Raw genomic sequence first — 14,284 nt, 5'->3', positions numbered from 1 at the left:
ACGAGTCATCGCGTGTTCAGTTGCTCACTCAGTCACCCTTGCCGGGCTTTTGTTCTTCAACGAGTCAACAACCTGGTTCGCCCCCCAATACCGCAGACGAACCGTCAATCAAGCTCTACGTATTACTCCGTGACCACACTCGGCGAACCGAGATTGGCCAGGCGCACACTGTTCTGCACCTGCTGGATTTCACCCGGCGAACCGATTGGCCCCATGCGCACCCGATGCAGGGTCTGCTGATTGCGCACGATCGAGCTGATGAACACCGGAGCGCTCACCATCCCGCTGAGCTTCGATCTCAGGAGTTCTGCAGCGTCCGGGTTGGCGAACGCGCCCACCTGCAGATACTGGCCAGAGGCTGCTACAGAAGCGTTTTTTTTTGCATCGAGCTGCACGGGCACCACCGCGGCGGCGTGTTGCTGCGGCGGAGGCGTCCATTGCTCGACGGTGCCGGCCGAAGCCGTGATCACCGGGGCGCTATTCTGCGCGACTTTCGGTTCGTTGAGCATTAATGGTGCCGGACGGCCCTTGGCAGCCCACCATTGCTGCGGATCGATGCCTTCGACCTTGACCCGCGCGGTGCCGGTTTCGGCGTAACCAAGTTTCTTGGCGGCAGCGTAGGACAAGTCGATGATCCGGTCCGAATAGAACGGCCCGCGATCGTTGACGCGCAGGATCACCGACTTGTTGTTGTCCAGGTTGGTCACCCGAACGTAACTTGGCAGTGGCAGAGTCTTGTGGGCAGCGCTCATGCCGTACAGGTCATACACTTCGCCGTTGGCGGTGTTCTGGCCGTGAAACTTGGTTCCGTACCAGGACGCCGTGCCCGACTGCACGTAGGTCTTTGACTCCTGCAGCGGAAAGTAGGTTTTGCCCAGTACCGAGTAAGGAGCGGCCTTGTACGGGCCGGTGTGCAGGGTCGGCGTGGCGTCCGGGATACGCGAAACATCGACATCCCACCATGGCGCGCCATCCTTGTGGGCGCGGTTGATGTCCAGCCCCGGCGTCGTGCGCACCGCGGTGCTGCTGGTCTTCTGGGCCGGCGCACGGCTGGTCGAACAACTGGCGACCAGCATTGCCAACGCGGCGAATGCCATCAGCTTCAGGGGTTTATTGATAGGCAATGCCCGCATTACTTGACGCCCCGTGCTTGGACCAGCTGCTCAGACAGTTGATGTACGGCCATGGCGTACATCACGCTGCGGTTATATCGCGTGATCGCGTAAAAATTCTTCAGGCCCATCCAGTACTCGGAGCCATTGTCGCCTTCCAGGCGGAAAGCAGTAACCGGCATATCATCGCGCAGCGCATCATGACTTGACCACCCCAGGGCTCGCAACTCCCCGACGGTTTTCGTCGGTTCGATGCCGGTGGTCAAACCTTCGTCGACCTGATCGCCACGGACATCGCCGCGACTGACTACCGGTTCGCCGGCGACCCAGCCATGGCGCTTGAAGTAACTGGCAACACTGCCAATGGCATCATCCGGATTGGTCCAGATGTTGATATGGCCATCACCGTCGAAATCCACTGCATAAGCGCGGAAACTGCTCGGCATGAACTGCGGCAATCCCATTGCGCCAGCGTAGGAGCCTTTGAGCGTCAACGGATCGACCTGCTCTTCGCGGGCCAGTAGCAGGAACTCACGCAACTCCTTGCGGAAAAACTCGGCACGGGGAGGATAGTCGAAACCCAGGGTCGACAAGGCATCGATCACCCGGAAATTTCCGGTATTACGGCCGAAAAAGGTTTCAACACCGATGATCGAGACAATCACCTGGGCCGGCACGCCGTATTCCTGCTCGGCACGAGCCAACACCGCTTCGTGCTGACGCCAGAAATCCACACCCCGGGCTATGCGCGCATCGGTGATGAACATCGGGCGATACTCGCTCCACTGCTTGACCCGTTCGGCAGGTTTGGAGATGGCGTCCAGAATCGACTGCTTGCGCTCGGCTTCACGGAACACACCCATCAATTGTTCACCGGCGAAACCGTAGTCGCGGGTCATTTCACCGACGAATTCGGCCACCTGGGGTGAGCCTTCGTAGTCGCCGGCCAACGCGTCCGGCATGGTGCCAAGGATGCTTACCAGGCTGACCCATGGCGCGTATCGAGTCGCCCAGCCACGCATTACTTGCATTGAAAATTTCACCTTATTCAAACCTGCGCGATCCACTTGCGATGGGTATGGATCGACATCAAAACCCCAAACGCTGACAGTAGCGTCACCAGCGAAGTTCCTCCGTAGCTAATGAACGGCAACGGCACCCCCACCACCGGCAACAGGCCACTGACCATACCGATGTTGACGAAAACATAAACAAAAAACGTCATGGTCAGGCTGCCCGCGAGCAACTTGCCGAACAATGTCTGCGCCTGGGCGGTAATCACCAGGCCGCGGCCGATCAACAGCAGGTAGATCAGCAACAGCGCGCAGATCCCCACCAGGCCGAACTCTTCACCCAATACGGCAATGATGAAGTCGGTATGGCTTTCCGGCAGGAAGTCCAGGTGCGACTGGGTGCCCAGCAACCAGCCCTTGCCGAACACCCCACCGGAGCCGATGGCGGCCTTGGACTGGATGATGTTCCAGCCGGTGCCTAGCGGGTCGCTTTCCGGGTCGAGGAACGTGAGGACGCGCTGCTTCTGGTAATCGTGCATAACGAAATACCACATGGCCACGGACACCGGCACGGCGGCAGCGAGCACGCTGAGGATCCAGCGCCAGCGCAGGCCACCCATGAACAGCACGAAGGCACCCCCCGCCAGAATCAGCAATGAAGTGCCAAGGTCGGGCTGACGCACGATCAGGATGAATGGCAAGCCGATCAGGAACAGGCTCACCCCCACATGCTTGAGTTGCGGCGGCAAGGTGCGCTTGGACAGGTACCAGGCGATGGTCGCCGGCATCAGGATCTTCATGAACTCCGAAGGCTGGAAGCGGATCACCCCGGGAATGTTGATCCAGCGGGTAGCACCCATGGCGTTGTGACCCATGACGTCGACGACTACCAGCAACAGCACGCCGATCACATAACCCACCGGGACCCAGCGGGCCATGAAGCGTGGCTCGAACTGGGCGATGACGATCATCGACACCAGGCCGATGCCGAAAGAAGTGGCTTGTTTGGCCAGCAGATCCCAGCTTTTGCCACTGGCCGAATAGAGTACGAACAGGCTGCCGGCCGCCAGGGTCAGCAGCAGGATCAGCAACGGGCCGTCGATGTGCAGGCGTTGCAGCAGCGTCGCACGGCGACGCATCACATCCTCACTGGAGAGCATGCGATCGAAGTTATTCATCACGGGCGGTAGCCTCTGCACTGATAGGGCTGGCGTATTCGGGCTTCAACCGACCGTCCTGGTCCAGGAGCCAGGCATCCATGATTTGGCGCACCACCGGCGCGGCGACGCCGGAGCCGGACTCGCCGTTCTCGACCATCACCGACACCACGATTTTCGGGTCGTCGGCCGGCGCGAAACCGACGAACAGGGCGTGGTCGCGATGGCGCTCCTGAACCTTGGAACGGTCATACTTCTCACCCTGTTTGATCGCGACCACCTGGGCTGTACCCGACTTGCCGGCGATCCGGTATTGCGCGCCGATAGAGGCTTTGCGCGCCGTACCGCGGGCACCATGCATAACCTGCTGCATGCCGTGGTTGACCCTGGTCCAGTCCGAGGGGTCGCGCAGGATGATGTCCGGCATCGGATTCTCATCCACCGGCTTCACGCCCTCGATGGTCTTGGCCAGGTGCGGACGGTTCCAGACGCCTTTGTTGGCGACCAGAGCGGTGGCCTGGGCCAATTGCAACGGGGTCGACTGCATATAGCCCTGGCCGATCCCCAGAATCAGCGTTTCACCCGGGAACCACGCCTGCCGGCGGGTCGCACGTTTCCATTCGCGGGACGGCATCAGCCCCGGCGACTCTTCGAACATGTCCAGGGAGACTTTCTGGCCGATGCCGAACTTGGTCATGTATGCCGACAGCCGATCGATCCCCAGCTTGTGGGCCAGGTCATAGAAGTAGGTGTCGTTGGAACGCATGATCGCCGTATCGAGGTCGACAAAACCGTCACCGGTGCGATTCCAGTTACGGTATTTGTGATCGTAGTTGGGCAGCATGTAGTAACCCGGGTCGAACACTCGCGACGACGCCGTCACCACGCCCGCGTCCAGACCGGCAATCGCCACCGCGGGCTTGATGGTCGAACCCGGCGGGTACAGGCCACGCAGCACGCGGTTGAACAGCGGCCGGTCGATGGAGTCGCGCAGCTCGGAATAGGCCTTGAAGCTGATGCCGGTGACGAACAGGTTCGGGTCGAAACTCGGTTGGCTGACCATCGCCAGCACTTCGCCGGTTTTCGGGTCCAGCGCTACCACCGCGCCACGACGACCACCGAGCGCAGCTTCGGCGGCTTCCTGCAATTTGATGTCCAGACTCAGGACGATGTCCTTGCCGGGAATCGGATCGGTACGCTTGAGCACGCGCAGTACGCGGCCCCGGGCGTTGGTCTCGACTTCCTCGTAACCCACCTGGCCGTGCAATTCAGGCTCGTAGAAACGCTCGATGCCGGTTTTGCCGATGTGGTGGGTGCCGCTGTAATTGACCGGGTCCAGCGACTTGAGCTCTTTCTCGTTGATCCGCCCCATGTAGCCCACCGAGTGAGCAAAGTGCGCCCCTTGGGGATAGTGACGAACCAACTGCGCGACCACTTCCACGCCCGGCAGGCGGAACTGGTTAACGGCGATCCGGGCGATCTGCTCTTCGCTCAGCTCAAACAGGATCGGCACCGGCTCGAACGGCCGGCGCCCCTGACGCATGCGCTTCTCGAAGATCACCCGGTCCTCGGGCGTCAGTTCCAGCACTTCGACGATCACGTCGAGCACCTGCTGCCAGTCGCCGGAACGCTCGCGGGTCATGCTCAGGCTGAAACTCGGCCGGTTATCGGCAATCACCACGCCGTTGCGGTCGAAAATCAGCCCGCGAGTCGGCGGAATCGGCTGCACGTGGACGCGGTTGTTTTCCGACAGGGTCGAGTGGTACTCGTACTGGATCACCTGCAGGAAATACAGACGCGCGATCAACACCGCAATCAGCGCCACCACTGCAATGGCCCCGAACACGACGCGACCACGCACCAGACGGGCGTCTTTTTCGTGGTCCTTGATGCGGATCGGCTGGGACATGAGGGCAGAACTACTTGTGGTAAGGGTGACCGGACAACACGGTCCAGGCACGGTACATCTGTTCGCCGATCAGGATCCGCACCAGCGGGTGCGGCAAGGTCAGCGGCGACAACGACCAGCGCTGGTCGGCCCGGGCACAGACTTCCGGCGCCAGCCCTTCGGGGCCACCGACCATGAAGTTGACAGTGCGCGAGTCCAGCCGCCAGCGATCGAGCTCGACCGCCAGTTGCTCGGTACTCCAGGGCTTGCCATGGACTTCGAGAGTGACAATCCGCTCGTTCGGCCCGACCTTGGCCAGCATGGCTTCGCCTTCCTGACGGATGAAACGGGCCACGTCGGCGTTCTTGCCACGGGTATTGAGCGGAATTTCCACCAGTTCCAGCGCCAGCTCGGACGGAAGACGCTTGGCATATTCATGCCAGCCTTCTTCCACCCACTTGGGCATGCGTGAACCGACGGCGATCAGTCGCAGTCGCACAGCGGTCCCTTATTCCTGGTCTTTGTTGAGCTTGTTGAAGTGCTCGTGACCAACTTCAGGGCTGTGGTGCTTGCCATCGGCCGCACGGCTCTGCTCGGCACCTTTCCACAGGCGCTCCAGGTCGTAGAACTGACGGGCGTTGGAGGTCATCATGTGAACGATCACGTCGTCCATGTCCAACAGCACCCAGTCGCTGTCGCCCTTGCCTTCTTCACCCAGCGGCTTGATACCCAGGGCTTTGACGGCCTCGCGAACCTTGTCCAGCATCGCGCCGATCTGGCGGTTGGAGGTACCGGTGGCGATGATCATGTAGTCAGTGATGCTCTGCTTGTCGCGAACATCAATCACCAGCACGTCCTGGGCCTTGACGTCTTCAAGGGCGGCTACGGCGATCTTGACCAGCTCGTCGCCTTTAGGCGGCTCGGCGGCGAGGACCTTTTCCGGCAGCGGGGCACTCTTGAATGTGCCTTTGCGTTTTACTTTGCTTTCGTTGTTGCTCGTCATATAAAACTCGTTTTGCTCGTTTGTTCGGGCGCTTCAATACACGTTGTTGCCACGTGCCTTGAGGCACTCCCATTCAGTTCGACGCACGGTAGAGTCCGTGCGCATCGATGTAGGCCAGGACCGCGTCGGGCACCAGGAAACGTACCGACTTACCGCTGGCCAGCAGTTGACGGATCTGGGTGGCGGATACCGCGAGCGGTGTCTGCCAGACGAATGCAATCTGTCCGCTCGGCCCTTTGAGGGCCAGCGGGTCGCTCACCGAGCGCGCTGCCAGCAAGTTGCGCAAGGCATCCGGCGGTTCGCTGTCGGCATCCGGGCGTTGCAACACCAGGATATGGCAATGCTGGAGCAACTCTTCCCAGCGGTGCCAAGTGGGCAGGCCGCAAAAAGCGTCCCAGCCCAAAAGCAGAAAAACCTGGTCGGATACGGCCAGTTCGGCGCGCATCAGTTCCAGGGTATCAATGGTGTAGGACGGTTTGTCCCGCTGCAATTCGCGGGCGTCCACCACCAACGGCGCCACACCGGCCACCGCGCACTCGACCATCGCCAGACGGTCTTTTGCCGACACCTGCGGCTTGTCCCGATGGGGCGGCCTGGCACTGGGTGTCAGGCGCAACTCATCGAGCGCAAGTGTTTCGGCGACTTCCAGCGCACCGCGCAAATGGCCGATGTGCACCGGGTCGAACGTTCCGCCCAGCACGCCAATGCGGCGAGGGGCTGGCTCGCTGACGGTGACCGGGGCTGACGGGTCGAAGTCGCCCAAGTCAGACCGGCTCCTGTCCGCGCAACTGCCCGTCGCCGACCACGATGTACTTCTCGCAGGTCAGTCCCTCGAGGCCCACCGGGCCGCGGGCGTGCAGCTTATCAGTAGAAATGCCGATCTCGGCACCCAATCCGTATTCGAAGCCATCGGCGAAGCATGTCGGGGTATTGATCATCACCGACGAGGAGTCGACTTCAGCCACGAAACGCCGGGTGTCGCCCTGATGTTCGCTGACAATCGAATCGGTGTGATGGGAGCCGTAATGATTGATGTGCTCGATGGCCTGTCCCAGTCCGTCGACCACGCGGATCGACAAAATTGCCGCCAGGTACTCGGTGCTCCAGTCTTCTTCGGTAGCGGCCACGGCATCGATGATTGCCCGGGTACGCTCGCAGCCGCGCAGTTCGACGCCTTTTTCGCGGAACTGTGCCGCCATCGCCGGCAGGAAATCCTTGGCAACGGTGTGGTCCACCAGCAGCGTTTCCATGGCACCGCAGATGCCATAACGGTAAGTCTTGGCATTGAACGCGATGCGCTGCGCCTTGGCCAGATCGGCGTGTTCACTCACGTAAACGTGGCAGATGCCGTCCAGGTGCTTGATCACCGGGACACGGGCATCACGGCTGACGCGCTCGATCAGGCCACGACCGCCGCGCGGCACGATGACATCAACGTATTCAGGCATGGTGATCAGCGCGCCGACGGCAGCGCGATCGGTGGTTTCGACCACTTGCACCACCGCGGCCGGCAGATCGGCCTCGGCCAGGCCACGCTGAATGCAGGCGGCGATGGCACGATTGGAATGAATGGCCTCGGAACCGCCACGCAAGATGGTCGCGTTACCGGACTTCAGGCACAGACTGGCCGCATCGATGGTCACGTTCGGTCGCGACTCGTAGATGATTCCGATCACGCCCAGTGGCACGCGCATCTTGCCGACCTGAATACCGGACGGACGGAAGCTCATGTCACGGATAGCGCCGACCGGGTCCGGCAGGGCTGCCACCTGACGCAGGCCGACGATCATGCCGTCGATACGCGCCGGGGTCAGTGCCAGGCGCTCAAGCAGGGCCGGCTCAAGACCATTGGCGCGACCGGCAGCCAAATCCTGTTCATTGGCCGCCGTCAGCTCGGCGCGGGCAGCGTCCAGCGCGTTGGCGGCGGCCTGCAGGGCGCGGTTTTTCTGCGCGGTACTGGCACGGCCGATCACGCGGGAAGCTTCGCGGGCAGCGCGACCCAGGCGGGTCATGTAGTCAAGAACGGACTCAGTCATGGTCTGGCGTGGTCTTTGATTAGGTCTTGGTAAAGAGTAAAGCGACAGATTATAGCTGTCGCGCCCACCGACTAACAGCGGTGACGGGCGGATGGTCGAAATGGAGGGCAAATTGCCGATGTTCAGCCGGGATTAAGCTGCAAATTGTTATCATCACGACTCATTCAGCCCTGACAAATGCCGGTCATCATGTCCAATCTGACTGTTCGAGCGTCCGCCGCGAGCCTGCCCACGGGTCTCCCGGACGCGTTTTTCGACCGTGACGCGCAAATTCTGGCCCGGGATTTACTGGGCAAAGTCATTCGCCATCGAGTGGGCGACCTGTGGCTCAGCGCCCGAATTATCGAGACAGAGGCCTACTACTGCGCGGAAAAGGGCAGCCACGCATCCCTCGGCTACACAGAAAAGCGTAAGGCTTTGTTTCTGGATGGCGGCCACATCTATATGTATTACGCTCGGGGCGGCGACTCACTGAACTTCAGTGCTCAAGGGCCGGGAAACGCGGTACTGATCAAATCCGCCTACCCGTGGGTCGATCAATTGAGCGGGCCGGCCAGCCTGGCGCAGATGCTACTGAACAATCCCGATTCCCAGGGCCACCCTCGCCCGTCACAAAAACTCTGTGCCGGGCAAACCCTGCTCTGCAAGTCGTTGGGCCTGAAAGTGCCGGTATGGGACGCCAAACGCTTCGACCATGAAGTGCTGCTGGTAGAACACGTCGGGCAGACGCCTGCCCACGTCATCCAGACCACGCGTCTGGGCATTCCCCACGGGCGCGATGAACACCTGATGTACCGCTTCGTCGATGCGGCCTACGCGGCTTATTGCACGCGCAACCCGCTACGACGGGGACAGGTCGAAGGTCGCGATTATTTTGTACTGTCCTGAGACCGATCCGGATTTTGAAACTGAAGGAATCTTCTGTAGGAGCGAGCCTGCTCGCGATGAGGTCAGCACAATCAACATCACCGTTGACTCAAAGTGCGCTATCGCGAGCAGGCTCGCGCCTACAAAGTAGAAAATTGAACATTTGATGGAGTGGTTTTTATGGGCCCATGGCTCGATAGCGTGACCGGATGGTTGGCGGCCAACCCGCAATGGCTGGCGGCAGCGGTATTCATCGTGGCCTTTGTGGAATGCCTGGCGATTGCCGGGCTGATCGTTCCCGGCACGGTGCTGCTGTTCGCCGTGGCGGTACTGGCAGGCAGTGGCGCACTGACGCTCAGTGAGACGCTCTTGCTGGGTTTCGTCGCCGGGGTGCTGGGTGACGTCATTTCGTATTTTCTGGGACGGCACTTCCATCAGAACATCCGGCGCCTGCCGGGCTTGCGCCATCATCCGGAATGGATCGCCGGAGCCGAGTCATACTTCCAGCGCTACGGCATCGCCAGCCTGCTGGTTGGGCGCTTTATCGGCCCCTTGCGGCCAATGCTGCCGATGGTGGCCGGAATGTGCGACATGCCTTTCCCGCGCTTCTTCGCTGTCAGCCTGTTGGCTGGCGCGGGTTGGTCGTTGGCTTATCTGATGCCTGGCTGGGCCACGGGCGCGGCAATCCGCTTGCCATTGCCCGAAGGCTTCTGGCTCCAGGCCGGAGTTGTTGTCGGCAGCATTGCTGTGATGGTCGGCTTGAGCGCAACCAGTAGCCTGCGCCGGCATCGCAATGCCACGATGTTCATCACCGGCATGAGTTTTCTGATTCTGGCAGGGTTGTTTATCGGCTATTCGCATCTGAGCGCGCTCGATCAGGGCGTGATGACACTGGTGCAAGAGCATCGCAATCCGATGCTCGATGAAGTAGCCGTAGTCTTCACACTGATCGGCGAATTCCGCAACATGCTGGTGTTCAGTGCTTTGCTCGTAGCGCTACTGGTAATCGCCAGGCAATGGCCGCAAGCGATCTTCGCCTGCAGCACCCTGCTCTGCACGGCACTGGCCAACACCGCGACCAAACACTTCTTCGCTCGCGTACGTCCGGAAGTCCTGAGCGATCCACTGACCAGTTACAGCATGCCAAGCGGTCACGCCTCGGGTTCTTTCGCGCTGTTTCTAACCCTCGCCGTACTTGCCGGGCGTGGACAACCGCCACGGATGCGATTGACCTGGTTACTACTGGGTTGCATTCCAGCCTTGGCGATTGCCCTCTCCAGGGTTTACCTCGGCGCGCATTGGCCGACGGATGTATTGGCGGGTGCAATGCTGGCGGCCTGTGTCTGCGCAGCCAGCCTCTGGCTGAATCAACGTCAGGCACCACTGAACGCAATGCCGCCCAAGGTCTGGTGGCTGCTGCTACCGGCGTTAGTGGCCCTGTTCGGCTTCTTCGTATTGCGGCACTTGCCCCATACGATGTTGCGGTATGCCTACTAAAAAGAGTGCAGTTTTATCTCGGTCTCTCATAAAAAAAGAACCCCGACCAATATGACGGGGTTCTTTTTGAATGCGTTCAGCTAATTGCAATCAGGCACGTTGACGTTTACGCATTTCCAGAATCAGTGCATCAGCGAGCCGGCTTGCTGCAATTGCAGTATCCTCGAAGGGCTGACCAAAACTTGCATGTTTGAGCAGGTAACCTACAGCGGCCGCTTCCCATGCCGCCCACTCATTGGTGAAAATAGTCATCATTGAAATCCTTTTGATATTTTGAAGTGACCCGCTTTATGCGGGCAACCCCAAACTAATCAAAACACCGGTACCCAGCAATGCTGGCAATCGAGTGCAATGTTTGCCAAATGCTGCTCAGGTAAACAGCTCCCCCTGCAACTCATCCAGTAACGCCTGAATCGCACTCAGTCGCTGCTGCGGATCATCTAATTGCAGCAGGTCGAACTAGCCCGCTCGAAGATCGCGATTACTTTGTGTTGAGCTGACTGAGTCGGACCTGAAGTAAATCGAATCCTGTGGGGCGGGCCTGCCCGCGAAGGCGGAGAGTCAGGCGATATCAGTATCGACTGAAAGAGCCTCTTCGCGGGCAAGCTCGCTCCCACAGGGTGTTATGGAGTTCTTGAAGCCTGCGTTCGTCCCTTGGCGCAAATGGAACATCAGCCCACAAAACGTCATTCAAGGAATCGCTTTACCATCAACTACCAAAAAACCATATTACGACTTAGCTTCCGAATGGAAAGCTTGGCAGTTCCGAACCTTCCGTGCCGCGATACTTCGCAACGGCTGAATCGGCATTTTTGGCAACGCGGCCGGCAATGACAACATAGTCTTCAAGTTTCCAACGAACCTCTGTCGAAAACTTGATCATAGCGTCCCCTACATAACTATCCCAAAGCCGCTGCTCATAATTATCACGATCACCATTCAGGCCCGAACGACGCACCAGGATCAACGCATTGGCCGCATTGGCTGCAGAGTCCGCGGCAAACTGAACTTCGCCCTGCGGTGATTGCGCAGAAACATAGTTGACCATAATTCGAGAAAAGCACAACTCCCACAAAGCACGCTCGGCACCAGTAAAATTCTTCACAATAACAGCTCCTTATATATGTAACGCCCGCCTCATGCAGGCGCAGCAAATATAATCACCACCGCGTGAACACTCAATACAAACCATCACCTTTAGTTATTAGAAATAAATACAGACTCAGCCGGCTGAACCTAAAATAAACCTCAAAAACAATGCCATTAAAAATAACATACAGCCAAGCCATCGGAAGTTCGCCAAAATCACTCAGGCAAACAACTCCCCCTGCAACTCATCCAGCAACGCCTGAATCGCATCCAGTCGTTGCTGCGGATCATCAAGTTGCAGCAGGTCGATCTTGTCCAGTTCCGCGAAAGGCAACAGGTACGCCAATTGATTGGCCAGTGATTGTTGCCCGGTCGCCTCAGTGCCCATGTTCAACGCTTCGACCATCGGGTGCTCAGCCAAGGCCTTGAGCAACGCAACCAGGTCGGCATCTTCGTCCTGCAAGGGCTGCTCGGGCTCGTCTTCCAGCCACTCGACCTCGGCGACGATCAACTGATCGCGCTGGACTTCCGTTCGTAATACATGGAAACGCCGTCCGCCCTGAACCCGAATCCCCAGCAGGCCGTTGTCCTGTTGCTTGAAATCGGTGATCAGCGCCTCACACCCGACCAAGGCGTAACCCGCCGGGGCGATCCCGACTTCCTCACCCTCGAGGATGCACACCACGCCGAACCCGCCGCCCTGCTTCATGCAGCGGCCGATCATGTCCAGATAGCGCGCCTCGAAGATCTGCAAGTCGAGGATGCAGCCTGGAAACAGCACTGTATTGAGCGGAAAAAGCGGCAGACTCATAGACATTTCCTTACACCACCATCGACACCGCCAACGGCAGGAGCACCGCCGTGGCCACACCCATCAGGCTCATCGCCAGCGCCGCGAAGGCGCCGCACTCTTCACTTTCCTGCATCGCCACTGCCGTGCCGACCGCGTGGGCCGTCATGCCCAGTGCCATACCCCTGGCTTCCGGGCTATGCACGCCCAGCCGGGTCAACAACGCCGGGCCGAAAATCGCGCCGATCACACCCGTAATCAAGACGAACACCGCTGCCAGCGCCGCGACACCACCGATCTGCTCGGCCACCAACATAGCGATAGGCGAAGTCACCGATTTCGGCGCCATGGTCATCAGGATCATGTGCTCGGCACCGAACGACCAGCCCAGCAACACGCCCATCCCCGTGGCCACCACCCCGCCTATCACCAGCGTAGTAAATATCGGCCAGAACAACTGCCGAATCCGTCGCAGGTTGAGATAAAGCGGCACCGCCAGTGCGACAGTGGCCGGGCCTAGCAGGATGCTGAGAATCTCGGTGCTCTTGCGGTACTCGGCATAGGTCAGGCCGCAGCCCACCAGCACGCCGATCACCAACAACATGGAGACCAACACCGGCTGCAAAAAGATCCAGCGGGTTTTCTCGAATGCCGCCAGGACGAGTTGATAGGCGCCAAGAGTAATGCCGATACCAAACAGGGGATGATGAATCACCGACGTCCAGGCGCCGTGCCAGTCGAAGATCATTGGCTGTCCTCGGAGTGAGCGTGCCCCTTGACCATACGATGCATCAGCACCCCGGCGAAGGCCATGGAAAGCAGCAGCGACAATACCAGCGCACCGACAATGGCCCAGAAATCCGCCGCGATGTCAGCGGCGTAGACCATCACGCCCACAGCCGGCGGCACCAGCAACAGGGGCAGGTAACGCAACAGGCTACTGGCCGCCAGGTTCAGCGGCTCGCCAACCTGCCCGCGACAGATGAGGTACACCAGCAACAGCAGCAACCCCACAATCGGCCCCGGCAGCACCGGCAAGAACAAATGATTGAGCGCAGTGCCGAGCAATTGGAACAGCACCAGCCACGTCAGGCCCCGTAACAACATCAAAGTTCTCCCGCAAAATCCGTCACCCGCATTGGCCGGGCATTATAGGCATGCTCGCGCTATAGACCGGCATTCGCCAAAAGCATTGTCAGTTGACCGCTGCGTTTGGCCATGTTGATCTAAAGTAGTAAGCCGGGAGGTCAGATCCCCGCAAGCCAAAACTATAAAACCGATGAACCCAAGGAGAGTCTCAATGCCCTATGTTCCAGTTGCGGAGCTCAAAGATTATGTCGGCAAGGAACTTGGACGTTCCGAATGGCTCACTATCGATCAGGACCGCATCAACCTGTTCGCCGAAGCCACAGGGGATTTTCAGTTCATCCACGTCGACCCGGTCAAGGCTGCGCAAACGCCATTTGGCGGCACCATCGCTCACGGCTTCCTGTCGTTGTCGCTGATCCCGAAACTGATGGAAGACATCCTCGTCATGCCCGAAGGCTTGAAGATGGTGGTCAACTACGGACTCGACAGCGTGCGTTTCATCCAGCCGGTCAAGGTCAATTCGAAAGTGCGCCTGAAAGTCGACCTGACCGAAGTCATCGAGAAGAAACCCGGCCAATGGCTGCTCAAGGCCACCACCACCCTGGAAATCGAAGGTTCGGACAAACCGGCGTACATCGCCGAGCCCCTGTCTCTGTGCTTCGTATAAACCTTGCCGGATGCGAAGCAGCTCATGCTGTTTCGCGCCCTCACGCGGTACCTCACCCTATATTAAGGACACATAG

16 protein-coding genes are annotated in these 14,284 nt (G+C 59.5%); 3 read left to right on the top strand and 13 right to left on the bottom strand.

Annotation, left to right across the window (positions count from 1 at the left end; genetic code table 11):
* Nucleotides 1-122 precede the first annotated feature (122 nt).
* The 8 genes from AC1Q6Y_RS13685 to AC1Q6Y_RS13650 all read right to left on the bottom strand — a co-directional run bounded on the left by AC1Q6Y_RS13685 (nucleotide 123) and on the right by AC1Q6Y_RS13650 (nucleotide 8,209).
* The gene (locus tag AC1Q6Y_RS13685) at nucleotides 123-1,133 is read right to left on the bottom strand and encodes a septal ring lytic transglycosylase RlpA family protein (RefSeq protein ID WP_057713159.1); all 1,011 of its coding nucleotides are present in this window, start codon (nucleotides 1,131-1,133) and stop codon (nucleotides 123-125) included.
* Nucleotides 1,133-2,143, bottom strand: coding sequence for a lytic murein transglycosylase B (gene mltB / locus AC1Q6Y_RS13680; RefSeq protein ID WP_057713158.1), 1,011 nt, complete (start codon nucleotides 2,141-2,143; stop codon nucleotides 1,133-1,135). Before mltB ends, AC1Q6Y_RS13685 begins: the two co-directional genes overlap by 1 nt.
* Nucleotides 2,144-2,160: 17 nt before the next feature.
* A complete protein-coding gene (gene rodA, locus AC1Q6Y_RS13675) occupies nucleotides 2,161-3,264 on the bottom strand; it encodes a rod shape-determining protein RodA (RefSeq protein WP_057716556.1) in 1,104 nt (367 codons plus the stop codon).
* Nucleotides 3,265-3,295: 31 nt separating this feature from the next.
* On the bottom strand, nucleotides 3,296-5,191 hold the full coding sequence (gene mrdA, locus AC1Q6Y_RS13670) for a penicillin-binding protein 2 (protein WP_057713157.1): 1,896 nt from the start codon (nucleotides 5,189-5,191) through the stop codon (nucleotides 3,296-3,298).
* A 10-nt stretch (nucleotides 5,192-5,201) separates the two neighbouring features.
* Nucleotides 5,202-5,669: a 23S rRNA (pseudouridine(1915)-N(3))-methyltransferase RlmH gene (gene rlmH / locus AC1Q6Y_RS13665; RefSeq protein WP_008052376.1), complete on the bottom strand. Its 468-nt coding sequence runs from the start codon at nucleotides 5,667-5,669 to the stop codon at nucleotides 5,202-5,204.
* A 9-nt stretch (nucleotides 5,670-5,678) separates the two neighbouring features.
* The gene (gene rsfS / locus AC1Q6Y_RS13660; RefSeq protein ID WP_007975896.1) at nucleotides 5,679-6,173 is read right to left on the bottom strand and encodes a ribosome silencing factor; all 495 of its coding nucleotides are present in this window, start codon (nucleotides 6,171-6,173) and stop codon (nucleotides 5,679-5,681) included.
* A 73-nt stretch (nucleotides 6,174-6,246) separates the two neighbouring features.
* Nucleotides 6,247-6,936: a nicotinate-nucleotide adenylyltransferase gene (gene nadD, locus AC1Q6Y_RS13655; RefSeq protein ID WP_007975898.1), complete on the bottom strand. Its 690-nt coding sequence runs from the start codon at nucleotides 6,934-6,936 to the stop codon at nucleotides 6,247-6,249.
* Nucleotide 6,937: 1 nt separating this feature from the next.
* Complete coding sequence (locus AC1Q6Y_RS13650) at nucleotides 6,938-8,209, bottom strand: glutamate-5-semialdehyde dehydrogenase (RefSeq protein ID WP_057713156.1); 1,272 nt, start codon at nucleotides 8,207-8,209, stop codon at nucleotides 6,938-6,940.
* A gap of 189 nt (nucleotides 8,210-8,398) precedes the next feature.
* On the opposite strand from AC1Q6Y_RS13650, the gene AC1Q6Y_RS13645 reads away from it, so the two are divergent.
* Both AC1Q6Y_RS13645 and AC1Q6Y_RS13640 read left to right on the top strand, forming a co-directional pair.
* Nucleotides 8,399-9,097 (top strand): DNA-3-methyladenine glycosylase, encoded by a 699-nt coding sequence (locus tag AC1Q6Y_RS13645; RefSeq protein ID WP_492624688.1) that lies wholly within the window; start codon nucleotides 8,399-8,401, stop codon nucleotides 9,095-9,097.
* Between the two features lie 159 nt (nucleotides 9,098-9,256).
* On the top strand, nucleotides 9,257-10,573 hold the full coding sequence (locus tag AC1Q6Y_RS13640) for a bifunctional DedA family/phosphatase PAP2 family protein (protein ID WP_057713155.1): 1,317 nt from the start codon (nucleotides 9,257-9,259) through the stop codon (nucleotides 10,571-10,573).
* Between the two features lie 90 nt (nucleotides 10,574-10,663).
* Here AC1Q6Y_RS13640 and AC1Q6Y_RS13635 read toward each other — a convergent pair whose 3' ends face one another.
* From AC1Q6Y_RS13635 to AC1Q6Y_RS13615, 5 genes are all read right to left on the bottom strand, one after another.
* Nucleotides 10,664-10,825 carry a hypothetical protein gene (locus tag AC1Q6Y_RS13635; protein WP_157858919.1) on the bottom strand — a complete coding sequence of 54 codons (162 nt, stop codon included), beginning with the start codon at nucleotides 10,823-10,825 and terminating at the stop codon, nucleotides 10,664-10,666.
* A 484-nt stretch (nucleotides 10,826-11,309) separates the two neighbouring features.
* On the bottom strand, nucleotides 11,310-11,678 hold the full coding sequence (locus tag AC1Q6Y_RS13630; protein ID WP_057713154.1) for a hypothetical protein: 369 nt from the start codon (nucleotides 11,676-11,678) through the stop codon (nucleotides 11,310-11,312).
* A gap of 204 nt (nucleotides 11,679-11,882) precedes the next feature.
* Nucleotides 11,883-12,473, bottom strand: coding sequence for an LON peptidase substrate-binding domain-containing protein (locus tag AC1Q6Y_RS13625; protein WP_492624687.1), 591 nt, complete (start codon nucleotides 12,471-12,473; stop codon nucleotides 11,883-11,885).
* Nucleotides 12,474-12,483: 10 nt separating this feature from the next.
* Nucleotides 12,484-13,200, bottom strand: a complete 717-nt coding sequence (locus tag AC1Q6Y_RS13620) for an LrgB family protein (protein ID WP_057713153.1) — start codon at nucleotides 13,198-13,200, stop codon at nucleotides 12,484-12,486.
* Nucleotides 13,197-13,559: a CidA/LrgA family protein gene (locus AC1Q6Y_RS13615; protein ID WP_057713152.1), complete on the bottom strand. Its 363-nt coding sequence runs from the start codon at nucleotides 13,557-13,559 to the stop codon at nucleotides 13,197-13,199. The genes AC1Q6Y_RS13620 and AC1Q6Y_RS13615 overlap by 4 nt, the downstream gene beginning before the upstream one ends.
* A gap of 193 nt (nucleotides 13,560-13,752) precedes the next feature.
* Here AC1Q6Y_RS13615 and AC1Q6Y_RS13610 point away from each other — a divergent pair, with 193 nt between their 5' ends.
* Nucleotides 13,753-14,208: a MaoC family dehydratase gene (locus AC1Q6Y_RS13610; RefSeq protein ID WP_057713151.1), complete on the top strand. Its 456-nt coding sequence runs from the start codon at nucleotides 13,753-13,755 to the stop codon at nucleotides 14,206-14,208.
* The last annotated feature ends 76 nt before the right edge of the window (nucleotides 14,209-14,284 follow it).

The organism is Pseudomonas sp. GW823-FHT06E10 (genome assembly GCF_058794995.1).
This window is presented reverse-complemented; position numbering and strand designations above follow the sequence as displayed.